General features: G+C 71.5%; 21 protein-coding genes and 3 tRNA genes. 4 read left to right on the forward strand and 20 right to left on the reverse strand.

Translation table 11 applies throughout. The features are described 5' to 3' along the window. Positions 1 to 4: 4 nt before the first annotated feature. From ACFRAL_RS12780 to ACFRAL_RS12815, 8 genes are read right to left on the reverse strand one after another with little or no spacing between them, the layout of a single operon-like run. Positions 5 to 1,198 (reverse strand): MFS transporter, encoded by a 1,194-nt coding sequence (locus ACFRAL_RS12780; protein WP_378883444.1) that lies wholly within the window; start codon positions 1,196 to 1,198, stop codon positions 5 to 7. 4 nt (positions 1,199 to 1,202) lie between these two features. Next, positions 1,203 to 2,462, reverse strand: a complete 1,260-nt coding sequence (locus ACFRAL_RS12785) for a 2-hydroxyacyl-CoA dehydratase (protein WP_378883447.1) — start codon at positions 2,460 to 2,462, stop codon at positions 1,203 to 1,205. Then, entirely contained in the window at positions 2,459 to 3,505 is a 1,047-nt protein-coding gene (locus tag ACFRAL_RS12790) for a 2-hydroxyacyl-CoA dehydratase (protein ID WP_378883449.1), read from the reverse strand. Before ACFRAL_RS12790 ends, ACFRAL_RS12785 begins: the two co-directional genes overlap by 4 nt. Next, positions 3,502 to 4,746, reverse strand: a complete 1,245-nt coding sequence (locus ACFRAL_RS12795; RefSeq protein ID WP_336394825.1) for a CoA transferase — start codon at positions 4,744 to 4,746, stop codon at positions 3,502 to 3,504. Before ACFRAL_RS12795 ends, ACFRAL_RS12790 begins: the two co-directional genes overlap by 4 nt. Position 4,747: 1 nt before the next feature. Beyond that, positions 4,748 to 5,881 (reverse strand): CapA family protein, encoded by a 1,134-nt coding sequence (locus tag ACFRAL_RS12800; RefSeq protein ID WP_378883451.1) that lies wholly within the window; start codon positions 5,879 to 5,881, stop codon positions 4,748 to 4,750. Next, positions 5,878 to 6,684 (reverse strand): amino acid ABC transporter ATP-binding protein, encoded by an 807-nt coding sequence (locus ACFRAL_RS12805; protein ID WP_378883454.1) that lies wholly within the window; start codon positions 6,682 to 6,684, stop codon positions 5,878 to 5,880. Before ACFRAL_RS12805 ends, ACFRAL_RS12800 begins: the two co-directional genes overlap by 4 nt. Next, a complete protein-coding gene (locus tag ACFRAL_RS12810; RefSeq protein ID WP_378883457.1) occupies positions 6,681 to 7,604 on the reverse strand; it encodes an amino acid ABC transporter permease in 924 nt (307 codons plus the stop codon). Before ACFRAL_RS12810 ends, ACFRAL_RS12805 begins: the two co-directional genes overlap by 4 nt. A gap of 7 nt (positions 7,605 to 7,611) precedes the next feature. Further along, entirely contained in the window at positions 7,612 to 8,511 is a 900-nt protein-coding gene (locus ACFRAL_RS12815; protein WP_336394821.1) for a transporter substrate-binding domain-containing protein, read from the reverse strand. Between the two features lie 225 nt (positions 8,512 to 8,736). On the opposite strand from ACFRAL_RS12815, the gene ACFRAL_RS12820 reads away from it, so the two are divergent. Together ACFRAL_RS12820 and ACFRAL_RS12825 are read left to right on the forward strand one after the other, a co-directional pair. Continuing rightward, complete coding sequence (locus ACFRAL_RS12820) at positions 8,737 to 10,068, forward strand: alpha/beta fold hydrolase (RefSeq protein WP_336394820.1); 1,332 nt, start codon at positions 8,737 to 8,739, stop codon at positions 10,066 to 10,068. Continuing rightward, a complete protein-coding gene (locus ACFRAL_RS12825) occupies positions 10,065 to 12,221 on the forward strand; it encodes an alpha/beta hydrolase-fold protein (RefSeq protein ID WP_378883462.1) in 2,157 nt (718 codons plus the stop codon). Before ACFRAL_RS12820 ends, ACFRAL_RS12825 begins: the two co-directional genes overlap by 4 nt. A gap of 82 nt (positions 12,222 to 12,303) precedes the next feature. Here ACFRAL_RS12825 and ACFRAL_RS12830 read toward each other — a convergent pair whose 3' ends face one another. The 5 genes from ACFRAL_RS12830 to ACFRAL_RS12850 all read right to left on the reverse strand — a co-directional run bounded on the left by ACFRAL_RS12830 (position 12,304) and on the right by ACFRAL_RS12850 (position 16,294). Beyond that, complete coding sequence (locus tag ACFRAL_RS12830) at positions 12,304 to 13,149, reverse strand: MBL fold metallo-hydrolase (protein ID WP_378883465.1); 846 nt, start codon at positions 13,147 to 13,149, stop codon at positions 12,304 to 12,306. Positions 13,150 to 13,244: 95 nt separating this feature from the next. After that, positions 13,245 to 13,318 (reverse strand) — tRNA-Met (locus ACFRAL_RS12835). A gap of 33 nt (positions 13,319 to 13,351) precedes the next feature. Next, positions 13,352 to 13,423: transfer RNA gene (locus tag ACFRAL_RS12840), tRNA-Thr, on the reverse strand. Between the two features lie 61 nt (positions 13,424 to 13,484). Then, on the reverse strand, positions 13,485 to 15,284 hold the full coding sequence (locus tag ACFRAL_RS12845; RefSeq protein ID WP_378883468.1) for a peptidoglycan DD-metalloendopeptidase family protein: 1,800 nt from the start codon (positions 15,282 to 15,284) through the stop codon (positions 13,485 to 13,487). A gap of 206 nt (positions 15,285 to 15,490) precedes the next feature. Beyond that, positions 15,491 to 16,294 carry an inositol monophosphatase family protein gene (locus tag ACFRAL_RS12850; RefSeq protein ID WP_378883471.1) on the reverse strand — a complete coding sequence of 268 codons (804 nt, stop codon included), beginning with the start codon at positions 16,292 to 16,294 and terminating at the stop codon, positions 15,491 to 15,493. A 107-nt stretch (positions 16,295 to 16,401) separates the two neighbouring features. Here ACFRAL_RS12850 and ACFRAL_RS12855 point away from each other — a divergent pair, with 107 nt between their 5' ends. Further along, positions 16,402 to 18,000 carry a phytoene desaturase family protein gene (locus tag ACFRAL_RS12855; protein WP_378883474.1) on the forward strand — a complete coding sequence of 533 codons (1,599 nt, stop codon included), beginning with the start codon at positions 16,402 to 16,404 and terminating at the stop codon, positions 17,998 to 18,000. 16 nt (positions 18,001 to 18,016) lie between these two features. Here the strand turns inward: ACFRAL_RS12855 and ACFRAL_RS12860 are convergent, their stop codons facing one another. After that, complete coding sequence (locus ACFRAL_RS12860) at positions 18,017 to 19,027, reverse strand: hypothetical protein (protein WP_378883477.1); 1,011 nt, start codon at positions 19,025 to 19,027, stop codon at positions 18,017 to 18,019. A gap of 133 nt (positions 19,028 to 19,160) precedes the next feature. Here ACFRAL_RS12860 and ACFRAL_RS12865 point away from each other — a divergent pair, with 133 nt between their 5' ends. Then, positions 19,161 to 19,853: a hypothetical protein gene (locus ACFRAL_RS12865; RefSeq protein WP_378883479.1), complete on the forward strand. Its 693-nt coding sequence runs from the start codon at positions 19,161 to 19,163 to the stop codon at positions 19,851 to 19,853. 7 nt (positions 19,854 to 19,860) lie between these two features. Here the strand turns inward: ACFRAL_RS12865 and ACFRAL_RS12870 are convergent. The 6 genes from ACFRAL_RS12870 to ACFRAL_RS12895 all read right to left on the reverse strand — a co-directional run bounded on the left by ACFRAL_RS12870 (position 19,861) and on the right by ACFRAL_RS12895 (position 25,039). Then, a tRNA-Tyr gene (locus ACFRAL_RS12870) sits at positions 19,861 to 19,942 on the reverse strand. 138 nt (positions 19,943 to 20,080) lie between these two features. Further along, positions 20,081 to 20,992 carry a PfkB family carbohydrate kinase gene (locus ACFRAL_RS12875; protein ID WP_378883482.1) on the reverse strand — a complete coding sequence of 304 codons (912 nt, stop codon included), beginning with the start codon at positions 20,990 to 20,992 and terminating at the stop codon, positions 20,081 to 20,083. Continuing rightward, positions 20,989 to 21,489, reverse strand: coding sequence for an FBP domain-containing protein (locus tag ACFRAL_RS12880; RefSeq protein WP_378883484.1), 501 nt, complete (start codon positions 21,487 to 21,489; stop codon positions 20,989 to 20,991). The genes ACFRAL_RS12875 and ACFRAL_RS12880 overlap by 4 nt, the downstream gene beginning before the upstream one ends. Before the next feature lie 94 nt (positions 21,490 to 21,583). Beyond that, positions 21,584 to 22,450, reverse strand: a complete 867-nt coding sequence (locus tag ACFRAL_RS12885) for a hypothetical protein (RefSeq protein WP_336394811.1) — start codon at positions 22,448 to 22,450, stop codon at positions 21,584 to 21,586. Between the two features lie 11 nt (positions 22,451 to 22,461). Then, entirely contained in the window at positions 22,462 to 23,415 is a 954-nt protein-coding gene (locus ACFRAL_RS12890) for a sugar ABC transporter permease (protein WP_378883489.1), read from the reverse strand. A gap of 1 nt (position 23,416) precedes the next feature. Beyond that, the gene (locus ACFRAL_RS12895; RefSeq protein ID WP_378883492.1) at positions 23,417 to 25,039 is read right to left on the reverse strand and encodes an ABC transporter permease subunit; all 1,623 of its coding nucleotides are present in this window, start codon (positions 25,037 to 25,039) and stop codon (positions 23,417 to 23,419) included. Between the last annotated feature and the right edge of the window lie 194 nt (positions 25,040 to 25,233).

Genomic DNA, 25,233 nt, shown 5'->3' on the forward strand with positions numbered 1-25,233 from the left:
GCTGTCAGGACGAGCGCCTAGGACCGAGCCGGGCTCGCACGAAGACCGCGCAGGCAAGCGCGGCAGTCCCGCCGATCGCGAGCGCCGCCGGTCCGCCGCGCTCATCGATCACCCAGCCCATCAGCAGGGCGCCGAACGGCACCACGCCGTAGTTCCCGAGCGTCACCAGCGACATCGTGCGGCCGATCTGCTCGGGCGGCACGCTCACCTGCGCCGCGGCGTTGAGGACGCCGTGGTAGTACCCCACGCCGAGTCCCAGCAGCGGTCCGAGCGCGAGGAAGACCGGCAGCGCCGGCGCCAGGGCTGTCGCGAGGAGGGAGAGTCCAAGTCCGGCGCAGGCGGCGATGAGCGAGCGCACCGACACACTCGCGCGCGACGCGGCCAGCACACCGCCCAGGATCGCACCGATGGCGTTCAGCGTGTGCGCGACTCCGACGGCGGTCGCATCGCCGCCGAAGGTGAGGGCGACGGTGGACGTCAGCGTCAGCATCAGGTTGAGGGCGAGGAGCGCGACGACCGCATTCACGATGAGCAGCGTGACGAGGGGCCGGTCCTCGCGCACACGGTACCGCCGGTCCGCGGCTCGGGGCCGGCTCGCACGACGATGCAGCTGCTCGGGGCGGATCACGGCGATCGAGAGGAAGACCAGCAGGAACGACAGGGCGTTGACGAGCATGCACACGGTCGGCCCCGCCACCTGGAACACGACACCCGCGAGCCCCGGGCCGATCGACCGGGCCGAGGCGAGCGCGATGGTGCTCAGTGAGACCGCTCGGCTGAGCTCGCCCGGCCCGACCAGCTCGAAGATGATCGCCTGCGCCGCGATGCGATCGAAGGCGTGCACCGCGCCGAGCGCCGCGATCAGCGCGTAGAGCACCCCGACAGGAGCATCCGGGGCGAGCGTCGCCACTCCGAGACCCGTGACGATGACCGCGGACAGCAGCGACGTGATCAGGAGGATCGTCCGGGGCCGCACGCGATCGGCCACCCGGCCGGCCGGCACGCTGAGCAGCAGCAGCGGCAGGAACTGCGCGACGGTCACGCCGCTGAGGGCGCGGGCGCTTCCGGTCGCCTCGAGGATCACGAGCGAGAGCGCGAGATTCTGGAACCACGTCCCGGTGTTCGAGACGACCTGCCCGCCGAAGTAGAGCGAGAAGCGCCGGTTCGCGAACGGCTCGAACACTCCCCCGCGGATCACCGCCTCACGCGCTCGCCGGCACGCGGTCGCGCAGGAACCGCGCGATGCGGTCGCGCACATCGGCGGTCGACCGGTCGTCGGCGTTGCTCCCCCGGATCTCGAGGACGGGGATGCCGCGTTCCTCCAGTGCTGCCGAGATCAGGGCTCCTCCCGGGGTGTCGTCGGCCACGAGGTGCACGACCCCGTCGACCCCGTGGGACACGGCCTCCTTCACGTACCAGGACGACGACATCGGGGGCACGTAGAGGAGATCGGTCAGCCCGACGAAGCGGGCGGCGAGGGCCCGCACCGGGTCGTCTCCGTACCGCACGTAGCCGTCGGCGGCGATCGCGAGATACATCGACCACACGAAGACCGCGTCGAACTCTTCCTGGAACGACCGGTACATCTCGAGGTCCGACCACAGCCCGCGCCCGATCCACATCAGCCGGCGCCGCTCACGAGGCGCCACCGCGGCGCCGTCGTCGATGCGCTGGGCGACGTCGTCGTGGAGTCGCCGCGCCGCCTCGACCGCCCACCGGGTCCCCCGATGCCACTGCGGCACCATGACGCTGGGGATGATGTCCGTCACCGCGACCGGGAGCGGGCGCGCCGACGCGAGCAGGTCCCGGGTCCGCCGGTTCCACTCGGCCTGCTCATTGGCGAGTCCCATCACCTCGCCGAGGCGTGCACGGTCCAGCCGTCGCCCGAGCCGAGGCTCGAGCCACGTGATGAGGTTCTCGATCTCAGCCTGGAGCAGATCGATGCGGGGCCGCCCGAACACCTCCTCCCAGCGGTGCGCGACGATGTCCCACCAGCCCTCGGGTGCCGGGACGGCCGCCGTGCGCGACAGCAGGAAGGTCTCGGTCTGCGGCCGCCGGTCCCACTGCTCGAAGATCTTGTGCGTGACATCCCCGCCGCGCTCGGCGATCGCGAACCGCGGCTCGGGCAGTCCGCCCCATGGCGCGTCCTGCGCCGGCAGGTTCTGCGCGCCGAGCGGCAGCGCGTCGTATTGGCGGCTGTAATCCGGAAGCCCGGCGGCGCCGATGGCCTGCAGGCTTGCCGGACCCGCCCGCTTCGCCGAGATGATGGACGACCACCACTGGTTGACCACGTAGTGCACATCGAGCGCCCGCAGCACCTCGTGTGGCGCATCGGCGTTGGCCAGGGCGAGCGGCTCGCCGTCGCGGACCCTCCCGGCGAGGCCGGCGAACCACTCCCGCTGGTAGGCGGTCGCCGCCGCGGCGCTCGGGAGCCTCTCGGGGGTGAGGAGCCGTGCACTCATGCCGAGACCGCCCGACTCGAGGCCTGCGTCGCCAGTTCGCGCGCGGTCTCCGACTCGTCCCCCGGTCGCACGCGGATGCGGGTGAGGATCGGAACACCGATCTCGGCGAGCAGCCGCTCCTGGTCTGCGAGGTCCCACGCCGGGGCCTCGTCCAGTTCGCGGATGAGAGCGATGACGGCCTGTGCCTCCGCGGTCACCGTGGCATCGCGGGTGAGTTGCGCCCGAGCCGCGCTGGAGGCAGTGGGGGACGCACCGACGCGGTCGAAGTGGAGGTCCACCAGGGCGTCCAGCATCCCGTCCCGATCCGCCGCGTCGACGGCCGCCCCGAGCCATGCCCCGTCACCGGTGTCGTGGTCCTCGCTCACCACGACGCACCCGTGCTCCTCGAGCACGCGGTAGAGCGCGGCATCCGGATGACTCGATCCCGTGACGTGCACGCGGAGCGCTGAAGCGACGACGTCCGACCGCGCCGCGTCGATCCGCGCGATCGCTTCGGACGGGGACAGCCGTGCCGACGCGATGAGGGCTTCGAGCGCGACGGCGCCGTGGCACCGCGAGGGGACGGCATGGCGGCGGTCGCGCAGCCGCTGGATCGCATGCCCCAGCTCCCGCTCCTCCCGCCCGGCGTCGGCGAGGGTCGACGCATCGGGCGCCCGGCCGGTCAGGCCGCCCAGGAATGCGGCGAGATCGTCGAACTGCACGCGGGCGAATCGCCGGGCCGCGGCGGATCCGGCGCGCGGCAGGTCCACGAGGTGCAGCGGCAGCTCCGGCAGGATCGAGCGCACCACGTAGAACAGCCGCACGTGCGCCTGGCTGTCGGCGCACACGATGAGCGCGTCGCAGCCGGAGCGCCCCGCGACGAGCTCGGTGAGGATGCGCGCGGCGGGTGCGTCCGCCGCGCCGAGCAGCTGCGCGGCTGCCGGATCGACGGCTCCCTCCCACGAGCCGGTGAGCCGGTGCGGGAGCGCACCGGCCGCGAGCACGACCTGCCGCGGAACGTCGTTCCCGACGATCCCGACCACCACGCGGCGAGCGCTGGTCACAGCACTCCGTCCCGTCGCAGGGCCTCCACGCGCGCGTCGTCGTATCCCAGCAGCCCGCCGAGGACGTCGGCGGTGTGCTCGCCGAGCGCCGGGGCGGGGCGGGACAGGTCGGCGGAGCTGCGGGAGAAGACCACCGGAAGTCCGCTGCCGTACAGGCCCTCGAAGTGCCCGAACCGCGGATGGACGAGCGGGACGACCTCGCGACGGCTGGTCACGATGTCGTCACGGACGGCGGTCGCCGTGTCGCGCACGGGGGCCGCCGGCACCCCGTTGCGCTCGAGCGCGGAGAGCACCTCGGCCGACGATCGCCCCGCCGCCCACTCCGAGATCATCCCGTGGAGCTCGTCGGCGTGGGCGACGCGGGCATCCCGCGAGGCGAAACGCGGATCGTCGACGAGGTCGGGGCTGCCCATGGCCGCGAGGGTCCCTTCGGCGAACTGGTCGGTCGGGGCGCAGATCGCGAACCAGCCGTCTGCGGACTGGAACGTGCCGAAGGGTGCGAGCCGGGGCACGACGGATCCCGTCCGCAGCGGGAACCCCACCGACTCGAGCGCGTCGAACGGCTCGCAGGCGACCAGCGAGGTGAGGCTGCCCAGCATCGACACGTCGACGTGCTGACCCTCACCCGTGGCCTCGGCGTCCATGACGGCGGCGAGCGTGCCGATCACCGCGAAGAGCGGTGCGACGAGGTCTCCGATGGGCAGGCCGAAGCGGATGGGCGCATCGCCCGGCTCGCCGGCGGTCATCATGACCCCGCTGAGCGCCTGGATGATGGTGTCCATCGCCTTGCCGTCGCCCGAGACGCCCTGCGCGCCGAAGCCGCTGATGGACGTGTAGACGATGCGGCGATTCACCTGCTGGACGGCGGCGTAGTCGATGCCCAGTCGCCTGGTCACCCCGGCGCTGTAGTTCTCCACGACGATGTCGGCGTTGCGCACGAGGTCGAAGAAGACGCTCCGACTCTCGGGGTGCTTGAGGTTGAGCGTGATGCTCTCCTTGCCCCGCCCCCGCGACATCATCGACACCGACATGTCGTCCGGTCCGGACCGGCGCATCTGCAGGCCGTCCGCGGTGACGTACGGCGAGTTGTTCCTCGAGGAGTCGCCGCCGCGTGTCGGGTTCTCCACCTTGATCACCCGCGCTCCGAGGCTCGCGAGCAGCAGCGTCGCGTAGGGCCCGGCCAGGGCGGTGGTCAGATCGATCACGGTCTTGCCCGCGAGCGGGCCGCCGGTGGTGCTCATGTCAGTCTTCCTTCGTCCGCGCGAGGAGCCGGTCGCCGGCCCACGCGAGTGCTGTGGTGAATGCGGCCTCGCTCGTGATGCGTTGCAGGTATGCCGCGACGTCGTCGCCTCGTGCCGACCGCCCGACGGGCACCGGGCGGGCGTCGTCGTCGATCCAGCAGGGGATGAGGCCGGCCTCGACACGGTCGCCCTCGATGGTGAGGACGGCGATCGCGGTGTTGCGGCTGTCGGGGTGGAACGGGTAGTCGGGCATCGCGGGGTCCGGCTCGAAGCCGAAGATCCGCCGTCGCTCCCGCGCCCACGCCTCCCGCTCCGGCGCATCGCCCGACATCGCCGAGAGCGCCCTGGTCACGGTGGCGAAGTTCCCGAGCCCGTGGAAGATCGGACGCCCGCGATACATCTCTACGCCCTTGAAGATGTGGGCATGGTGCCCCACGACGGCCGTCGCGCCCGCGTCGACGGCCGCATGCGCGATCTCCGTCTCGTAGGCGGCGATCTCGACGGGGACGTGCACCAGGCCCTTGTGGAGGGCCACGACCACGATGTCGGCGCGGGTGGCGGCATCCGTCACCGCCGCGATGAACCGACGAAGGCTCGCGGGCTCGACGAACGTGTCGATCCGCGGCGGTCCGCCGGGGTTCGCGTTCCGCGGCTCGTAGTGGGTCACGACGTCCACGTGGGCGGCCCCCGGCTTGAGCGTCGTCGCCCTGCTCTCGCGGGGGCCGACGCAGTTCACGCTCACCACTGCGATCCGCGTGCCGTCGACGTCGGCGATCACCGGCTCGAACGCCTCGTCGATCGTCTCACCGATGCCCACGGTCCGCATGCCGCGCGCCTCGCAGTGCCCGACGGTCTCGCGCATCCCCTCGGGCCCGAAGTCGTACACGTGATTGCCCGCGAGAGTCAGGATGCCGAATCCGGCCTCGGCCAGGGCATCCAGCGCTGACGGCGGCCCCGGGAGCGCCGGGACGTCGGTGGTCTGCACGACCGCTGCCTCGGCCGACGCCACGTGCGGGATCTCGAGCTGCCCGATCACGAGGTCGGCTGAGCGCAGGGTGTCCGCGACGGCGGCCAGGAGATCCCGCGCGTCGTCGCGCTCGAGCACGAGGTCGCCGACCGCGTGGATCGTGATCACGCGACCCCGCCCGCCGGCGCCGCGGACGTGCGGGTGAGGAACGTGCGCAGCCGCGTGGACTCCGGGCGGTCGAAGAAGTCGGCGGACGGCCGGTCCTCGATCACCTGGCCGTCGGCCATGAACACGCATCGGTCGGCGACGTGCCGGGCGAACTCCAGCTCATGCGTGACGACGATCATCGTCATGCCCGCCTCGGCGAGGTCCTTCATCACCTGCAGCACCTCGTCGACGAGCTCGGGGTCCAGCGAGCTGGTGGGCTCGTCGAAGAGGAGGATGCGGGGATTCGTCGCGACGGCCCGGGCGATCGCGACGCGCTGCTGCTGACCGCCCGAGAGCTGACGCGGGTGCGCATCGGCCTTGTCGGCGAGCCCGACGCGGGCGAGGAGCTCCATGGCACGCTGCTTCGCCTCCGCCGGCGGCACCCCGTGCACCTTCACGGGCGCTTCGGTGATGTTGCGGAGCACCGTCCAGTGCGGGAACAGGTTGAACTGCTGGAACACCATCCCCATGCGACGCCGCTGCCGCTGCACCTCCGTGTCGGTCAGCGGACGGATGCCGTCGCGGTGGCGCTCGTACCCGAGCAGCCGGCCGTCCAGATAGATCGCTCCGCCCTCGATCGACTCGAGCTGGTCGATGCAGCGGACGAGCGTCGACTTGCCGGACCCCGAAGGCCCGAGCACTGCGACGACCTCGCGGGCATGCACCTCCAGATCGACGCCGGACAAGGCGAGGTGATCGCCGTACGACTTGCGCAGCCCGACGACCTGGAGCACCGGCGTCAGATCCTTTCCCTGCGCGGTCATGCCGTCGCCTCCGTTCGCTCGACCGTGCGCCGCGCGACCGCGGCCCGCGACATGCCCTTGCTGAAATGCCGCTCCACCCGTCGCTGCACGAGCGTGAGCGCGGTCACGACGACCAGGTACCAGATGACCGCGACGATCAGCATCGGCACCACCTCATACGTGCGGTTGTAGATCACCTGCACGGAATGCAGCAGGTCGCCCATCGCGATGACGCTGACGAGGGAGGTGCCCTTCATCAGCGCGATCACCTGCGACCCCGTCGGCGGGATGATCACGCGCATCGCCTGCGGCAGCACGACCCGCGTGAAGGAGTGCCAGCGGCTGAAGCCCATCGCCGCGGCGGCGTCGCGCTGCCCCGAGTCGACCGAGAGGATGCCGGCCCGGATGATCTCGGCCATGTACGCGGCCTCGTGGAGGGACAGGCCGATGATCGCGGCCGTGAGCGGGGTGATCAGGTCGTTCGTCGGCCAGCTCAGGAGCTCCGGCCCGAACGGGACGCCGACCGCCAGGCGCGGCACGAGGTAGGCGAGGTTGTACCAGAAGATCAGCTGCACCAGCGGCGGGACCCCGCGGAAGACGCCGACGAAGACGATGCACGCCCACCGCAGCGGTGCGAAGTCGCTGAGCTGGCCGGCGGCGAGGGCCGTGCCCAGGATCGAGCCCAGCACCATGCCCACGATGGTGAGCATGACGGACATGCCGAGCCCCATCAGGACCGTCGGGTTGAACAGGTACTCCGCGACGACGGGCCAGTCGAACCGCTCGTTCGTCACCAGGAAGATGACGATCTGCGCGGTGACCAGGGCGAGCAGGGCGCCCACGGCGACCCGCCAGGGATGGATGCGACGCCGGGCGTCGGCGACGTCCACCGTGCGGTCCGCGGACGGATTGCGCACCGGCTGCGTCGTGAGATCGGTCATGGCTGTCTCACTCGCTCGTCATGGGGTTCAGCACAGGCGCCTCGACGGCGGCATCCTCGATGCCCCATTCGGACATGATGCGGTCGTACTCGCCGTTCTCGAAGATCGCCTCGAACGCCGCGAGCATCGGCTCGGCCAGCCCGTTGCCCTTCGGCATGAACATCGCGAGCTGGTCGACGCCTGCGCCCTGCTCGTCCGACTGGATCAGGTAGCCGTAGCGGTCCGGGTCCGACGACTGCAGGTCGATCGCGGCGGACTGCGTCGTGCCGGCGTAGTCGGCGCGGTCCGAGTTCACCGCCAGGAACGTCGCATTGCTGTCTTCGAGGCCGATGAACTCGGCGGGATCGAGACCCTCGGCCGCGCACCACTCGTTGTACCGCGCGAGCTGGCTCTCGGTGACGGATCCCGTCACACCCGCCACGCGCGAGCCGCACAGGGCCTCAGGGTCGTCCAGCTCGCCCGCGCGCTCTTCGAGGAAGACGTAGGACGTGCGGGTCGTCATCCAGACCACCGCATCGAACTCCGCCTCCCGCTCCGGTGTCGTGCGCACCGGGCCGTTGAAGGCGTCGAAGCGGCCCGAGAGCATGCCGGTGAGCATCGCGTCCAAGCCGGACGATGTGATGATCTCGAACGGCACGCCGAGCTGCTCCGACAGCACGGCCTGGAGGTCGGGATCGATCCCCGTGATCTCGCCGCCCTCCTCGATCGTGCGGTAGGGCGGGTGCGTGTCACCGGCGATCTTGATGACCCCGGCGTCCTTGATGGCATCGGGAAGCTGGTCGTACAGGGGCGCCTCGGCGGCGGCCGCGTCGTCACCCGGAGCGGGCTCGGAGGCGGGCGACGCCGAGCAGCCCGCGAGAAGGGCGACGGCGAGCAGGGGGACGAAGGCGACAGTGCTGGTACGCATGGGAACTCCACATCGTTGTGCAGGAGGAGCGGCGTCTCGTGACGCGCAAATAACATCATAAAAGTTGATGGTTGAGATTTTCAACTATCAATTTCAACCACGATAGGCAGCCATCGCGACCAGAGTATCAATTTGGTTGACATTCTGCCTCGACGCGGGCAGGCTTCCGCACAGGCCGGCCGAGGGGCCGGATCAACGATGACGTTGGATGAGGGAGCACTGCAGATGCCTGATGCACACCGGACGACCCGCGCCATGATCGCCGCCGCAGCGGCACTGGCGCTCACGGCGACAGCCGCCCCGGCGGTCGCGGCCGAGGAACCCGACACGATCGTCTCGGGCCGGTTGTCGGACTCGACGGCCTACCGGTTCGTCGTCCCCGCCGACTGGAACGGGACCGTGTTCGTCAACCTGGACTTCGCGGGCGGCTCACCGTCGGCGGCGCAGAACGAGCTGATCGACCGCGGGTACGCGTACGGCGGCACGACGCGCAATGTCACCGGCTGGAACCTCGGTGACGCGGTCGACAACCAGATCGAGGCGCTCGACGCGTTCACCGCGGCGGTGGGAGAGCCGGATCGCGCCATCGCGATGGGCAACTCGATGGGCGGCATGATCGCCGCCGCGACCGGCGAGCTGCACCCCGATCGCATCGACGGGGTGCTGGCTGCGTGCGGCGGCCTGTCGGGCACCGTGTCGCAGTGGAATCAGAAGCTGGACACCGTGTTCGTCCTGTCGGAGCTGCTCGACCCCGAGGGCACCCTGCCCGTCGAGGACGTGCCGGCCGACATCGAGGGAGCGCGCAACGCCTGGTTCGCGCGGCTCGCCGAGGCGCAGCAGACCCCGGAGGGGCGCGCCCGCATCGCCCTCGCCGCCGCGATCGGGCAGCTGCCGGCCTGGTCGCAGGCGATCGCCGATCCGGACCCGCGAGACCGCGATGCCTACCAGGCGGCCTGGTACGGCGCGCTGGCCGGAGACCCGCTGCCCTACATCGGTCAGGCGATGAGCAGCCGCCACACGAGCACCATCGTGTTCGGCGGCATGCCGTCCTGGAACACCGGCATCGACTACGTCGAGCAGCTGCGAAAGGCCTCCCCCGAGTCGCGTCGCGTGGTCGCCGAGCTCTACGACGCCGCCGGACTGTCGCTGGACGAGGACCTCGCGGCGGTCAACGCCGGCGAGCGCGTCGAGGCCGACCCGGACGCGGTCGAGCGATTCGCCGCCTCGTACGAGTTCACGGGCCGCATCAGCGTGCCCACCGTGACCTTGAACAACGTCGGCGACCAGATCTCGACCGTCGCGCAGCAGCAGGAGTACGAGGAGCGGGTCACCCACGCGGGCAACGCCTCGCTGCTGCGGCAGACCTACGTCGCATCCGCCGGTCACTGCAACTTCACCGCGGCCGAGACCGTGGCGGCGACAGAGCTGCTGCTGGACCGCCTCGACACCGGACGCTGGGGCAGCGCGAACTCCGTGCAGCTGAACCGTGCGGCGGACGCGCTCGACCTCGGCGATGCGCGTTTCCTCGCCTTCCACCCCGATCGGTTCAACCGATGAGACCGGACACGAAGGCGTCTCGTCGTAGCTCGGCGCGTGCCGCCGCCCTGATGGCCGGGTTCGGTCTCGTCACCACGCTCATCGCCGCGCCGCCCGCGAGCGCGGCGGGCTCGGCGGATCCGAGCGACGGCGCGCCGCCGGAGATCCCGGCGGCCGCGCCTCCCGCCGCGTTCACGGAGGAGCCCGTCCTCGCCACTCCCGCGGCGTGGCCGTTCTCCGATGACTTCTCCCGCACGTCCGGGACGAGCAGGTACGACGGCGGCGCTCTGCTCTGGACGGACTGGCTGTTCGACGATGTGGGCGACGGCTCGCTCACCTACGCCGACGCGGCGGCGCACGCGAACGGCGCGGACGTCTTCCGAGCCGGAATCGGCGTGCGCGGCGACCGCTCGTACTGGCGCGTCGACTGGACCACTCTCGCCGATCCGGAGCTGCCGATCGCCGTGTGGGCGCTCGACACCGACGCCGACGAGCGGACCGGCACCTCGACGTGGCCAGGCGACGCCGGCGTCACCTCCCCCGGCAGCGACGCGTTCCTCATCGTGTCGGCCGCCGGAGTGTGGCTCGATGACGCGGACGGCAGCCGGCGCGAGCTGACCCGGCACGGCGCGCGCGTCGACGTCGACGTCGAGGCGAAGTCGTTCGTCGCCGAGGTGCCGCGGGCGGCGCTGCGCGTCAACGGAGTGTTCACGGTGCGCCTGGCGACGGGGATCGCGGATGCCACCGGCACGGGCTTCGCCGCCGCACCGGAGCGCGATGACATGCGCGTCTACAACGCCGCGTTCCGCAGCGCCGAGCAGGAGGACATGCGGGCCGCCGGCCGTGCGCGGGCGACGGCGTGGAACAACGGCGCGCAGAGCGCGGCGCTCGCCGACGGAGACATGTCGCCGTTCGCGCTCGAGGTGGACTGGCGCGAGCTCGCGCGCGGCACGGTGGAGCAGCATCCGTCGCCCGAGGGCTTCTCCACCCGGTGGTACGTCTCGTCCGTCGATCTCGGTCCCGGTCTGCACCCCGACACCCGCCAGCCGACGGGCCAGCCGCCCACCACGGCGCCGCGGGTGTACGGGCAGGTGCAGCCGTACCTGGTCTACGTGCCGACGACGTACGATCCGTCCGAGCCGGCAGCGCTGACGATCCTGCTCCATGGCGGTGGCAGCAACCACAACGGGTTCCGGGGTTCGCGGGAGGATCACCTGTTCGGCCCTGTCTGCGAGGACCGCGGGTCGGTCTGCCTCTCTCCGCTCGCGCGCGGCGACGGCACCTGGTACGTCAATGAGGCGGAACTGGACGTGTGGGAGACGTGGAATCGGGTCGCCGGCGTCTACTCGCTCGATGGCAGCCGCACCACGATCGCCGGGCACTCGATGGGCGGTGTCGGCGCGACGCGCTTCGCGACCAACCATCCCGACGTCTTCGCCGGCGTCGGCATCGTCTCCGGTGCCGGGTACATGCACGCCGCCGGAATCCGCGACGGCGCCGACGACAGCGCCCGCGTGGAGAACCTCGCGGCGATGAGCGTGTTCCTGAATGCCGGGACCGCCGACATCGCCGAGGGCAACACGCGCACCTGGGCGTCGGCGCTCGAGGCCGCCGGTGTGGAACACCGCGCGCACTACTACGGCGGTGCGACGCACGGGCACTTCGGATGGCTCGGATGGCACGAGTACGCCCAGCACGTCGCTGAGGCGCAGCTCGCCACCTCGCCCGGCACGATCGCGTTCCGGTGGGATCCGCGGGAGAACCGTCCCGATCTGGGGCTCGCGATCGACAGCGCGTACTGGGTCGACGGACTCGCCGCGCGCGACGCCGCGGCCCGGTGGAGTCGTGTCGAGGCCCGCTCCGGCGCACTCGACCTCGTGGCGACCGAGCCGGTGGTGACCACCGACAGCGCGGTGTTCGACGGGTTCCCGACCGAGATCCGGGTGCTGGACCGCCACCCGGCGGGCAGCGTCCCCGCGAGCGATGTGCTCGACCTCGCGCTCGTCAACGTCGCCACCGCGGACGTCGACCTGGCGGCCGCCGGGTTCGAACCCGGTTCCGAGGTGCGGCTTCAGGTGACCACCGACGGGCCGACCACGTTGCACGTGCACGGGGACGGCGCGACGGATCGGGTGGACCTGGAGGCCGGCACGCACGTCGTCCTCCTCGGGTGACCCTGCGGCGCCCGGCTCCCGCTGCGGCGGGGCCGGGCGTCGTCGTTCCTGCCCCCGTTCGCGCCCCGCCCGCCGCAGCGGCTCACGGCCCGCCGGGCGGCGAGCCCTCCTCGGGTGCATCCGCGGGCCTGCTCGGGCCGAGCCGCCCCACCTGCCAGTCGTGCACGTCGGGCAGCCACTCCAGCGGGGCCGCCGGGCCGACCCGCGGATCGTCGAAGTCCGATCCATCGCGGAGCGTCTCGACGTACACCCGGTCCTGCGCGATGCGCGCCCGCAACGAACCCGGTCCGCCGACCGAGCCGTGCCCCGGCACCACTGCGTCCACCTCGTCGACCAGGTTCTCGAGGAGCGCCAGCGCGGCGAGGTAATCCGCGATGGGCGTCTCAGCCTCGAGGTCGAGGAACGGCATCAGGATGTCGGAGAGCATGTCGCCGGCGACGAGCACGCGGCGCTCCTCGACGAGGAGCGCGGCGTGACCCGGCGCGTGGGCGCGATGCTCGATGATCCGCACCTCCGGCCCGTCCCACGGGACACGGGTGGCACCGGCGGGCAGAGCGGTGATGTCGCCGAGCAGCTCCATCGGAATGTCGTCGGCGTACTCCGGCGGCAGCCCCTCGGCGATGGCATCCCGCCAGTCCGGACGCGCCAGCACCTCCCGGATGGATGCCGCACCGCGGGCCGTGCCGTAGCGCGGCACGTCGCCGAACCTCGGGTGCCATAGGACGTGGTCCCAGTCCGGATGCGTCGAGAAGCCGGCCACGACGGGCTGTCCCCGCTCGCCGAGATCGTCTGCGAGGTGCGCCATCTCGGCGTCGGTGATGCCCGGATCGATGAGGAGCACGCCGTGGCGTCCCTGCACGACCGTGCAGTTGCTTCGGATGAACTCGCTCTCGTGGACGAACACGCCCTCTGCGATCCGCCTCAGCATCGCCGGCCTCCGCTCGCCCGGCGCGGCCGCCGGTCAGGGCTCACCCTAGCCGGGCAGGCACGAAAAAGCCCCCGGAATCCGGGGGCTTTCGTCTGTAGCAGGAGCGGGGCTTGAACCCGCGACCTCACGATTATGAGTCGTGCGCTCTCACCAACTGAGCTACCCTGCCGCGTGGCATCCGATCGCTGGAACGGATGCTGCGAGCCCCGAGTCAGGATTGAACTGACGACCCCTTCCTTACCATGGAAGTGCTCTGCCACTGAGCTATCGGGGCGTGCTGCCTGCGAGCAGGCAACTAGAAGAGGATACCAGAGGCCCGGCATCCTTCCGAACCGTCAGCCCACCGTGTGGGTGCCGTCGGTGTGGGTACGCAGCCACGGCATCGGGTCGATCGCCGTGGTGCCGTTCTGAAGCAGTTCGAAGTGCGTGTGGGCGCCGTACGAGCGCCCGGTGTTGCCGGTGCGGCCGAGGACCGTGCCGACCGTGACGCGCTGACCGGCCGAGACCTGGAGCGAGCCGTACTCCATGTGCGCGTAGTGGCTGGAGATGAGCTGGCCGTCGACGATGTGGTCGATGATCACGTGCACGCCGTACGCGCCGCCCGCCTCGGAGGCCACGCGGACGGTGCCGTCGGCGATGGCCTGAATCGGGGCTCCGGCGCCGGGCGTGAAGTCGACGCCCTCGTGCATTCGGCCGGACCGCATGCCGAACCCGTACGACATCGTCACGCCGACCGTGAAGGGCCACTGGATGTTCGAGTTCGGGTCGTTGCGGAACAGGTTCGAGAAGTTCTTGATGCCGGCCTCCGACGCGAGCTGAGCCGTCGTCGTGGTCGTGTAGTTCTCCGGACGGTCGAGCGTGTCGGCCTCGATGCCGGCCGGCGCGACATAGGCCTGGATCTCGGCCTCGTCGATCACCGATGCCTTCGAGTCACCGGGGGCGAGGACCGACAGCGAGGCGTCGACGCCGCGAGCCGCGGCGACGGCCTCGGCGGGTGTCGTCATCCCGACCGCCATCAGCCCCACGACGCCGAGCACGCCGACCGAGAACGAGGCGGTGGCCACGCGACGGAACGCTGCACCCCGGCGGGCCTGCGACCGACGCGGCGCGGTGTGCGCGGCGGGCTGCTCCTCGGCCGACGGGCCGGCGGCAGGTCGCGACTGCTCCTGCTCCTCGGCCGGCTGCTGCACGGGGGTCTCGCCGGTGAACTCGAACAGGCGCGCCGCGACCTCGAACTCGTCGACATCGGGCGCCGCGGGCTGGGCGATCGGGCCGGTGAGCGGGTGGATCTGCTCGGTCGCCGGGCGGGCCTCAGCCGTCTCGGCAGCCGCCGCAGGCTCGGGCGCCGAGGGCCGCACGGTCTCGACCGGCGCGGCGGTCGTCGCGGCTGCTGCCACGGCCTCCGCCGCGAGGATCTTCGCGAACGACTCCGACATCCACGTCGAGGCGCTCGCGGACGATGCCGAGGCAGCCGAGGCGGCTGTGGAGCTCGGCGGTGCGGGCATCGGAGCGGTCTCCGAGGCGACCAGGGGCTCGAGGAGCTGGAAGGGCGGCGCGGGAGCGACGGCCTCAGCAGGGGTCGCGGGAGCGACGGCCTCAGCGGCGGGCGCGCTGAACGCGGCGAACTCACCGGTCTCCGCGGGCGGCGCACTGACCGCGGCGAACTCGCCGGTCGGCGCGAGCGGCGCGCTGACCGCAGCGAACTCGCCGGTCTGCGCCCGGCGTGCACGACGGCTCACGGGCGCCGTGGCCGGGAGTTCGGCAGCCGGCGACGCGGGAGCGACAGCCGCAGCCTCCGCGACCTCCGCCGGAGCAGCCGCCGGAGCGTGCGCCGCGGTGTCGGCGGCCGGTGCGACGATCGGACGCGCGGCGGGCCGCTGGCGTCGGGAGGCCGGCGCCGGGTGCGGGGCGGTCGTCTGCCCCGCGGGGGCCGACAGCTGCGACTGCGTCGCGAGTGCGGCATCCGCCTTCTTCAGGTCGACGGAACGACCCCACACGACAGCCGGACGCTCGGGGGCGATCTGCGCGGCTTCGCGCCGCGCGGTGGCGCGACCTGCTCCCGGCGTCTCCGGGGTCGCCTGGACAGGCGTGGCGGAGGTGCGGCTCGACCGGCGCGTGGGCGCGGGTTCAGCCATGGGGGCGTCGAAAGGCAAAGCGGCGGCGGGCTCTCGGGTCGTACCGCGAGGGGAACGCGGCGAGGCGGTCGTGGGCTATGACGACCTCCGCCGTTCGGGCAGCGAAGGTAACGATCGGGTAAACACTACCCCGGGCGTCCTGGGAATGCCATGTACGGCTCGGATTTCAGCGCGCGTCATAGATGAGAGTTGGATGAGAGCGCTCCTCACGAGAGCCCTGCCGCAGCGGCGAGGCGGTCATAGATCGCCGGTGTCGACGCGACCACGAGCGGCGCGCGCGGCGAGCCGTCGGGCACAGCGCGGCCGAACCGGCCGCCGGCCTCGGTCACGAGGAGCGATCCGGCGGCGAGGTCCCACGGCGCCAGTCCCCGCTCGAAGTAGCCGTCGAGGCGACCGGCGGCGACGTACGCGAGATCCAGGGATGCCGCTCCCCCGCGGCGGAGGTCACGAGCCAGGCCCGGCATCACGGCCGAGATCAGCTCGATGTCCCCCGGCCGCGTGGCGGGGTCGTAGCCGAAACCTGTCGCGAGCAGCGCGCCGGCGGGTCCGACCTCGCTGTTGACGCGCAGCGGATCAGCGCCGAGCCAGGCCCCGTGATCGCGGGCGGCGTGGAACAGCTCGCCGATGACGGGGGTGTACACGGCGCCCGCCAGCGCCTCCCAGTCCGCCGGAGTGGGCTCGCCGCGGACGGCCGCGATGCTGACCGCGTAGGCCGGGATGCCGTAGGCGTAGTTGACCGTGCCGTCGATCGGGTCGACGACCCACGTGATGCCGCTCGCACCGCCCTCGGCGCCGGTCTCCTCGCCGAGGAACGCGTCGTCGGGGCGCTCGGCGGCCAGCCGGGCGCGGATCAGCGTCTCCACCTCGCGGTCGGCCTCGGTGACGATGTCGGCGAGCGCGGACTTCGTCGCGGCGATCGACACGCCCGCCTCGCGGCGCACCCGGGCGAGGTCTCCCGCCTCCCGGGCGATGTCCATGGCGAGTGCTTCGAGATCCTGCGCGAGAGTCATGCGTCCACGCTAACGTCCCGCGCGCCCGGTGCCCGGTGCCCGGTGCCGGGTGCCCGGTGCCGGGCCGGGTGTGGCTGTTGTCCGCGGCGCCTCGCTAGCGTGAGGGGATGGCCGACGCAGTCCCGCACCGCACATACGACGTCGCGATCGTGGGCGGCGGTCACAACGCGATGGTCGCCGCGGCCTACCTCGCCGGCGCCGGCCGGTCGGTCGTCGTCCTGGAGCGGCTGGATCACCTGGGCGGGGCAGCGGTGTCCGAACGCCCGTGGGACGGCGTTGACGCGCGCCTGTCGCGCTACTCCTACCTCGTGAGCCTGCTGCCCCGGAGCATCGTGCGCGACCTCGGGCTCGGCATCCGTCTGCTCCGCCGGCGGTACTCGTCGTACACGCCGGACCCCGCGGATCCGTCGCGAGGGATCCTGATCGACAACGCGGATGCCGCGGCCACCGCGGAATCGTTCGCCCGGGTGACCGGCGACACGGCGGAGGCCGAGCGGTTCGCCGCCCTCTCGGAACGGCTCTCGCCGGTCGCCCGCCTGCTGTTCCCCTCGATGACCGAACCGCTGCGGCGTCGATCCGAGCTGCGCGCGCGTCTCGGCGATGACGGTCTGTGGTCGGAGCTGATCGAACAGCCGCTCGGCGGGCTGCTGCGGTCGTCGCTGGTCACCGACCTCGCGCGCGGCATCGCCCTCACGGACGGCCTGATCGGCACGTTCGCCGCGGCTGACGAGGGCGACCTGCGCCAGAACCGGTGCTTCCTGTACCACGTCATCGGCGGCGGCACCGGCGACTGGGACGTGCCCGTCGGAGGCATGGGGCAGGTGTCCGCGGAGCTCGCACGGGCCGCGGCGCGGGCGGGTGCCGAGCTGCGCACCGAGAGCGAAGTCGTCGCGGTCTCGCCCGACGGCGAGGTGCAGCTGGGCGACGACTCGACCGTGCACGCCCAGCTGGTGCTGAGCGGCGTCGGCCCGGCGGTGCTCGCCGACCTCCTCGCCGCGGGTGGAGCGGGCGGCCCGGCGGGCGATGCCGACGCCGCGCGACCGGAGGGCGCCCAGCTGAAGGTCAACATGCTGCTGCGGCGACTCCCCCGCCTCCGCGACCGGCGCGTCGCGCCCGAGGCGGCGTTCGCCGGCACGTTCCACGTCAACGAGACGCTGTCACAGCTGGACGCGGCGCACGCCGCGGCGGCGAGCGGTGGCATTCCGGATCCGCTTCCCGCCGAGATCTACTGCCACTCGCTCACCGACCCGTCGATCCTGGGACCCGACCTGCGGCGGTCGGGGGCGCAGACACTCACCCTCTTCGGTCTGCAGGTGCCGCACCGGCTCCTCCAGGGGCGGGATCCGGATGCCGCGCGCGCCGAACTCCTCGCCGCGGCCCAGCGTTCGCTTGACGCCGTGCTGGCCGAGCCGATCGCCGACTGCGTGCTCGAAGCGCCTGACGGCACACCGTGCGTCGAAGCGCGGACGACGGCGGACCTCCAGCGCTCCCTCGGCATGGTCGGCGGCGACATCTTCCACGGCCCGCTCTCGTGGCCGTGGGCGGACGACGACGAGCCGCTGCGGACTCCCGCCGAGCGGTGGGGCGTCGCGACGTCCCACCCGTCCGTGCTGCTGTGCGGATCGGGCGCGCGACGCGGCGGCGCGGTCAGCGGGCTCGGTGGCCACAACGCCGCCATGGCCGCGCTGGAGCTGCTCGCCGGGTGAGCCGGCCCCGCGACGGTCAGGGGCGCGGCGGAAGCGGCGGCGGGGGCGGGTAGCCCTCGTACCCGGGACGCTCCGGCGCCTGGGCCGGCGCCTCCGCGGCGGGCTGCGGCGCATCGCCGTGCGGAGCCGGCGCTCCGGCGGTCGCGGGCGACGGCTCGGCGACGGCCGGTGCGAGCGGCGTGAACACGTGCGCCCCCGGCGAGGGGTGGCCGGTGTAGTAGGCGTTCCAGTCCGGCGACCCATCGGGCAGCATGGGCAGCGGCGTGCCGCCGTCCGCATACGTCGGCCACGGCAGCAGCTCCTGCGTCGCGGGAGCGGATGCCACCGGAGCCGCCGGCACCGCGCCGGACGCGTGCGGCGGGGGCAGCGGGTGCGGGTGCGTTCGCGGCCGCTTGGGTGCGAAGAGCACGTTGACCAGCGGCACGAGTGCCGTTCCGACGGCCGCCAGGATCGCGACCGCCACGACGATGCGCCAGTAGAGGTCGGCGAGGGACAGCCACTCCCCGAAGGCCAGTGGGATGATCAGGAGCGCGGCGAGCGCGACCACGAGTGCGATCGTGACGATGACCACGGCACGCGTGAACGTCGTGTCGTACCGCTGGAACGCCTTGATGTAGAGGCGCAGGTGAAGCAGCACCAGTTGCAGGATGAGCACGATCAGCAGGAACTGGATGAACCGGGAGACGCCGAGCCACGGGAAGCGCTCGGGCATCCAGATCATGATCGCCCCGAGGAGCAGCGCGATGATCCAGGACGCCATGCTGGCGAGGGCGAACCACGCGGGGCGCCGGGGTGCGAGGTGGGCGTCCAGGATCGCGACGCCCGCGAATGCGACGAGCAGCAGGATGGTGAGGAAGGCGCGCCCGACGAGACCGTTCTGCGAGCCGACCAGCACCCACACCACGCAGACGATGGCTGCGGCGATGAGCGCACCGATGGCCACCCAGATGGCGGCTCGCAGCAGCGGCGAGAGGGAGGCGTCGCCGCGCTCCGGCTGTGGCGTCGCATACGGATCGGGCGCGGTCATGGCGTTCCTCTCGTGACGCGGGCGGTGGACCCGGCACGCCCATCCTGACACGCGCGCATCCCCGGTTCGAGATCCGCGGGGGCGCGCCGGGATCGGGGGTGCGTCCCCGCCCGACGGCTCGTACCGTGTGCATATGGAGAGCTCCTCGCCCGGGCCGGCGCCGAGGCCCGCTGCGAGGCCGGCGCTGCGGCTGCCGCGGTGGGTGGGATTCACGGTGCTGGGTGAGGGCCTCGGCTTCCTGATCCCGGTGACGGCCTTCGCGCTGGCGTCGGCGCTCGGGCTGAGCGGCTGGGCGGCGTGGGCGATTCTCGTCGTGTTCGGCGCCGGCGAAGGCGCGCTGCTGGGCGTCGGCCAGGCGCTCGGCGCCCGGGGGTCGCGCGCCCAGGTGCCCGTGGGCCGGTGGGCAGCGGTGACGGCGGTGGCGGCATCCGTCGCGTGGGCGATCGGCATGCTGCCGTCGACTCTCGCGGATCTCGGTGCCGACATCGACTGGGCCTTGCCGTCGACCTGGGCGGTGGCGGCGCCGGCCGCACTCCTGCTGCTGGCGACAATCCCGCTCGCTCAGCGCCCGGTGCTCGCACGGGCGGGCGTGCCCCGGTCGTGGTGGTGGGTGCCCATCAACATGGTCGCGTGGCTGATCGGCATCGTCTTCACGTTCCTGCCGTCGCCGTGGGTCGACGAGTCGACGCCCGCTGCGGTCGTGTTCGCGCTCTTCGCAATCGGCGGGGTGCTCATGGCGGCGACCGTCGCAGTGCTGACCGGGCTCGGTCTTCGCTGGATGCTGCGCAACGAGGAAACGCGCCCCGCAGGCGGGACGCGTTTCTGATCTCGGGTGGCGAGTGAGGGATTCGAACCCCCGAAGGCTATGCCGGCTGATTTACAGTCAGATCCCTTTGGCCGCTTGGGTAACTCGCCGAGTGCGCACCCGTCCGACTTTTCCAGACGACCGGAGGCGCGATCCACAATCTTACGCGTAGATGCGCGAGGTCAGAAATCGGCGGCTACCCCTGGCCGTCACGGCCCGCGCCCGTCCATCGTCACGTGCCGATGCCGTCACGTGCCGATGCGATCGAGGTCCGTGCCGTCGAGGGCGCTCGGCGTGCGCAGCAGGGCACCCTCGAAACGGCAGGTCGCGGCCGCGACATCCATCGCGGTCTGCAGCGCCGTCTCCCAGCCGTCCTCGTCCACCGGAGCGCCGTCCACGAGGACGGCCACCGTCGCGGCGAACGCGGCGTCGCCGGCGCCCATCGTGTCGACGATGCGGCCGGGGAGGCTCGAGATCGGCCGGGTCACCACCACGTCGCCGGCCTCGATCGTGGCGCCCGCTGGCCCCTCGGTGGCGAGCACCGCCTGCGCACCGAGGTCGATCAGCCGGGCCCGCAGCACGTCGAGTCGGTCGTCGTAGAGCAGCGCCGCATCGTCCTCCCCCACCTTCACCAGGGCCGCGCCGGAGGCCAGGCGCTCGAAGCCGCGCACGAACTCCGGCTTGTCGCTCATCATGCCCGTGCGGGGGTTCGGGTCGACCGCGACCGGGACGCCCGCCGCGTCGACCGCCTCCGCCAGCTCGGCGGTCTGCTCGGGATCGTCGAACGCGAAGCAGCTGATCACCACGAGGTCGGCATCGGCCATCGCCGCGCGCTCGGCGTCGCCGAACCGGATGCGGCGCTGCTGAGAGGCCTCGTTGAACTCGTACACCGGCTCACCTCCCCCGGACCGCGTGCTGACCGCCCGCGCCGTCCCCAGCAGCGACGGCGTCGCGATGAGGTCCACCCCGAAGTCCGCGAGATAGCGCCGCACGCGTGAGGCCGGCTCGTCATCGCCCAGCATCGCCACCAGCGTCGCCGGCACGCCCAGACGGGTGAGGCCCACGGCGACGTTCAGCGCGGCGCCGCCGACGAACTCGCGCACGCCGTGGTCGTCGCGGAGCTCGTCGATGAGCGCGTCACCCACCACCACGACGGTCATCGCGGGACTCCCGCCGTCTCGAGGACCCGCCCGACGAACGCCTCGGTGCGGCGCCGCGTGCCGTCGATCTTGCGGTCGACGCTCGCCCTCACCTCGTTGGGCGCGAGCGGAGCGGCCAGCCGCACCGTCTCGTGGCAGGACAGATCCGCGCAGATGTAGGTGCCGACGCTGTCACCGTGCGCGCCCGCCTCGCCGGCCCTCCGCGCGGTGTACATCACGACTTGGTCGGCCGGCTGCATGGTGTGGCACAGATTGCACATCGCGGCCCGACCGCGGGATGTGCCCTCGGCCGCACGCAGCACGACGCCCGACGGCTCTCCGTCGATCTCGGCGATCACGTAGCCGCGACTGCGCGTGCGCGGATCGCGCCACGCGAGGAAATCGAGGTGATCCCAGTCGGTCAGCATGAAGTCATGCGGCAGGGCGACGAGTCTCAGCTCGTCGGGTGAGGCGTTCACGAACGACGAACGCACATCATCTTCGGTCAGCGGGCGCATGGCACCTCCTCGCCGACCCAGTCTACGAACGACGGATGCCGCCGCCACCCCGCGCGCTCGATCTCAGGGCGGCCGCGGCATCCGCCGGGCCGGGTCAGCTCCAGCCGAGGCGTGCCGCCACGACGTCGGCGGCCCGCGACGGGAAGTCCTCCCACCCGGGCTCCAGGATCCGGCGCGTGAGGCGGTACAGCTCGAAGGCGGTCTCCTCGATGGGCAGATCCAGCGATGCGGCGATGTCGCCTCCCCACGCCGGGAAGTCGCGCTCGAAGCGCCGCACGGGATCGATCGCGTCGCGGAGGGAAGTGGATGCCGCGGCGAACCGTCCACGGATGGCCCGCACCAGCAGCTGCACGGCCCACTGCCGGATGAACGCGTTCCCGTTCAGAACCTCGCCGCGGCGCACCCGCCCCACGCCGATCAGCAGCTTCACCAGCACGAGCCGCGCGTCGTTCGCGGGGTCGAACCGATCGTCCTCGGCGGCGCGCGCCCGCGACTCCGCGAGCAGCCTCGCCGTGGTGCCCGCCTCGTCGTCGACGAGGACCGTCGCGTCGCCGGCGCGAGCGCCGGCGAGCTCCGCGGCGTCCGAGAAGGCGAACTCGAAGACGTGCCCGTCGTCGTAGACGGCGACGAACCCGATCTCGCCTTCGCGCGCGGTGAGCACGAGACGATCCTGATCGGGCAGCCAGGACAGGTCGGGACGCACCTCGCTCCCGCGGCCGGCCGCCGTCAGCGCGAAGAAGTCGTGGTCCGACCACTCGTCGCGCCGCGCGCGCGCCTCGTCCGACGCCGAGCCGAGCAGCACGAGCCCGACCAGTCCGGGATGCGCGCGAACTCCGGCTGCCAGCCCCGCGCTGAGCGCGTCGAACCGCTCCGGCGCCGTCACTCCGGCTCCACCCGGGTCGGCCGGGGTCGTGTCCTGCGCCGACACGACGCCGCGCGAGACCTCGTCCACCCGGTCCATGCCCGCCCGCGTCACTTGACGCTGCCGGCGGTGAGTCCGCCCACGATGTATCGCTGCAATGACAGGAACAGCGCCATCGGCAGGATCGCCGCAACCACGGCGCCCGCTGCGAAGACGCTCCAGTTCTTCGACTGCGCGTTGGAGACGAACTGATAGAGCCCGACGGCCAGCGTCTGGTTGGCGGGGTCGATGAGCACGACGGAAGCGATGACGAACTCGGCGAAGGTGGAGAGGAAGACGAGGAGGACCACGACGGCCAGGATCGGTGCGACCAGGCGGAGCACGATCGTGAAGAAGATCCGCGCATGACCCGCTCCGTCGATCCGCGCCGCCTCGTCGATGGACGTCGGCACGGTGTTGAAGAACCCGTAGAGAAGGAACGTGTTGACGCCGAGCGCACCACCGAGGTAGATCATGATGAGCCCGAGGAGAGAGTTCAACCCCAGAGCCGGGAAGACGTCGCTGATCGCCGACATGAGCAGGAAGATCGCGACGAAGGCGAGGAGCTGCGGGAACATCTGCACGAGGAGGATCGACAGCAGCCCGAACCGCCGTCCTGTGAACCGCATGCGCGAGAACGCGTACGCCGCGAGCGCCGACAGGAAGACCGCGCCGACAGCTGTCGACAGCCCGACGATCACCGTGTTCGCGAGCCATCGCCCATAGGGATAGTTCGGATCCTGGAACAGCGCGACGTAGCTGTCGAAGCTGATGTTCCGGAACAGCCCGTTCGCTGTCAGCAGCGTGCCGCCGGGGTTCAGCGAAGCCGACAGCACGTAGACGAGCGGGAAGACCGAGAACAGCACCATGACGATGCCGACGATGTGGCGCCACCCGGTCTCGCGGAAGTACTTTCCGAACGGACGCCGCGGCATCGGTGCGGTCGGACGCTCCTTCTCCGCAGCGGCCTCGAACCCGATGGCGAGACTCTCGGCGCCGCCCACCCTGGTCTGATCCGTGGACATGTCAGTTCAACTCCTCGAGCGCTTTGGTCTGCCGGAACGCGATGTACGAGATCGCGCCGACGATGAGGAAGATCAGGATCGAGAACGCGGCAGCCAGCCCCATGTCGCGCTGACCGCCCACGAAGGCCACCTTGTAGACCATCGAGATGAGGATGTCGGTCTGCCCGACCGGGATCGGCGCATCGGGGAACCTCGGCCCACCGTTGGTGAGCATGTAGATGAGGACGAAGTTGTTGAAGTTGAAGGCGAACGACGAGATGAGCAGCGGCGCGACCGAGACCAGCAGGAGCGGGAACTTGATGTGCCGGAAGATGCCCCACGCACTGGCGCCGTCGACCTTGCCTGCTTCCTGGATGTCGTCCGGGATCGACTGGATAGCCCCCGTGCAGACGAGGAACATGTAGGGGAAGCCCATCCAGAGATTCACGACGAGGATCGCGATCTTCGCGAGCAGCGGATCGGTCAGCCACGGAATCTGCGCGCCGCCGAAGAACCACTCGTTGATGATCCCGAAGTCCTGATTGAACATGCCCGCCCACACCAGTGCGGAAAGGAACCCGGGGAACGCGTAAGGCAGGATCATCGCCACGCGGTAGTACTTCTTGCTCTTCATCCGCGGATCGTTGAACGTGATCGCGAGGAACAGTCCGAGCGCGAACGTCGTGGCGACGGAGAGCAGCGCGAACACGAACGTCCAGATCAAGACGTAGATGAAGGGTCCGCGGATGGACTGCTCCGTGAAGGCGCGGACGTAGTTGTCGAAGCCGACCACGACCTGCCATCCGGGCAGCAGTTCGGTGCCGTCCTCGGCAGTGAACGCGCCGGTGCCGATGTCGCTGTACACGACGCCGGTGGTGGTGTCGGTCATCGTGTCAGCGACGGGATCCCACTCCAGCGACGAGGTGAAGAGATACGCGGTCGATCCGTCGGTCGTGCGAAGGTACCCGTCGTTGAGGTCCTCCGATACCGGAACGGCGAGCCCGGCGATCGCCTCCTGATTGGCGAGGATGCCGCCGAGATCGAGGGTGTTGTATCCCGGTGCGCCGGTGGCGGTGGCACCGTCGACCGGCTCCAGCGGCTGCTCCTCCCCGCCGACGACGAAGTCGCCGGTGTCGGGGTCGGTGGTCAGGAAGAAGAACTCGTTCGCGCGCTCCAGCACGGTGACGGGGAAGGCCGGCGAATCCTCGACGCGGGTCTGGGACTGGAGGAGGAGCGCATTGACCGCATCCTCTTTCGTCGAATTGTGCCCGGAGCCGTAGTTCGTGAAAGAGATGAAGACCGTGTAGACGATGAGGAAGATCTGGAAGACCAGCAGGAACAGGATGCCGGGCGTGAGGTACTTCGCGGGCAGCAGGCCCGGCACCAGATAGATGACGTTGACCGCGATGGTGACGACGGCGATGATCAGCGGCACGAGCCACTCGCCCTGGAACGCCAGGATGAGGATGCCGTAGACCGCGAAGGCGTCGATGAGGCCGAGCAGGAGGATCTTGACCAGCCAGATCTTCCAGCCCTGTCCAGCCGCCTCCGCGAGGGCGGTCGCCCGCTTCTGCCGTCGGAGCCGGGATCGGTCGTCCGGTGTTCTGGCGGGGGACGTGGTCTCCTCGAGGACGGGACCGGCCATCGTCGACTCCTTCGGGGTGGTGCGATAAAGACGTGCTGCGGTGGGGGGGCGGCGAGTCGCCCCCCCCCCCCCCCCGCGGCCGCCCGCGATGGGGGTGCGGTGCCCGCGTACCCCGGGCGCGGGCGGGGGTCCGCCCGGGGGGCGGGGGCGGCGCCGCCCCACCGCGGCGAACAGTGCGAAGAAGAGCGTGGTCG

The sequence above is a fragment of the Microbacterium sp. NPDC056736 genome, from assembly GCF_042790415.1.
Taxonomy (GTDB): domain Bacteria; phylum Actinomycetota; class Actinomycetes; order Actinomycetales; family Microbacteriaceae; genus Microbacterium.

Excerpts from the sequence above, each read along its gene's own strand:
- ACFRAL_RS12805 (WP_378883454.1), bottom strand. The coding sequence starts at position 6,684 with ATGACCGCGCAGGGAAAGGATCTGACGCCGGTGCTCCAGGTCGTCGGG.
- ACFRAL_RS12850 (WP_378883471.1), bottom strand. The coding sequence starts at position 16,294 with ATGACTCTCGCGCAGGATCTCGAAGCACTCGCCATGGACATCGCCCGG.
- ACFRAL_RS12795 (WP_336394825.1), bottom strand. The coding sequence starts at position 4,746 with ATGAGCACCACCGGCGGCCCGCTCGCGGGCAAGACCGTGATCGATCTG.
- ACFRAL_RS12885 (WP_336394811.1), bottom strand. The coding sequence starts at position 22,450 with ATGGACCGGGTGGACGAGGTCTCGCGCGGCGTCGTGTCGGCGCAGGAC.
- ACFRAL_RS12855 (WP_378883474.1), top strand. The coding sequence starts at position 16,402 with ATGGCCGACGCAGTCCCGCACCGCACATACGACGTCGCGATCGTGGGC.
- ACFRAL_RS12865 (WP_378883479.1), top strand. The coding sequence starts at position 19,161 with ATGGAGAGCTCCTCGCCCGGGCCGGCGCCGAGGCCCGCTGCGAGGCCG.
- ACFRAL_RS12845 (WP_378883468.1), bottom strand. The coding sequence starts at position 15,284 with ATGGCTGAACCCGCGCCCACGCGCCGGTCGAGCCGCACCTCCGCCACG.
- ACFRAL_RS12785 (WP_378883447.1), bottom strand. The coding sequence starts at position 2,462 with ATGAGTGCACGGCTCCTCACCCCCGAGAGGCTCCCGAGCGCCGCGGCG.
- ACFRAL_RS12895 (WP_378883492.1), bottom strand. The coding sequence starts at position 25,039 with ATGGCCGGTCCCGTCCTCGAGGAGACCACGTCCCCCGCCAGAACACCG.
- ACFRAL_RS12890 (WP_378883489.1), bottom strand. The coding sequence starts at position 23,415 with ATGTCCACGGATCAGACCAGGGTGGGCGGCGCCGAGAGTCTCGCCATC.
- ACFRAL_RS12825 (WP_378883462.1), top strand. The coding sequence starts at position 10,065 with ATGAGACCGGACACGAAGGCGTCTCGTCGTAGCTCGGCGCGTGCCGCC.
- ACFRAL_RS12810 (WP_378883457.1), bottom strand. The coding sequence starts at position 7,604 with ATGACCGATCTCACGACGCAGCCGGTGCGCAATCCGTCCGCGGACCGC.
- ACFRAL_RS12880 (WP_378883484.1), bottom strand. The coding sequence starts at position 21,489 with ATGCGCCCGCTGACCGAAGATGATGTGCGTTCGTCGTTCGTGAACGCC.
- ACFRAL_RS12860 (WP_378883477.1), bottom strand. The coding sequence starts at position 19,027 with ATGACCGCGCCCGATCCGTATGCGACGCCACAGCCGGAGCGCGGCGAC.
- ACFRAL_RS12820 (WP_336394820.1), top strand. The coding sequence starts at position 8,737 with ATGCCTGATGCACACCGGACGACCCGCGCCATGATCGCCGCCGCAGCG.
- ACFRAL_RS12875 (WP_378883482.1), bottom strand. The coding sequence starts at position 20,992 with ATGACCGTCGTGGTGGTGGGTGACGCGCTCATCGACGAGCTCCGCGAC.
- ACFRAL_RS12830 (WP_378883465.1), bottom strand. The coding sequence starts at position 13,149 with ATGCTGAGGCGGATCGCAGAGGGCGTGTTCGTCCACGAGAGCGAGTTC.
- ACFRAL_RS12815 (WP_336394821.1), bottom strand. The coding sequence starts at position 8,511 with ATGCGTACCAGCACTGTCGCCTTCGTCCCCCTGCTCGCCGTCGCCCTT.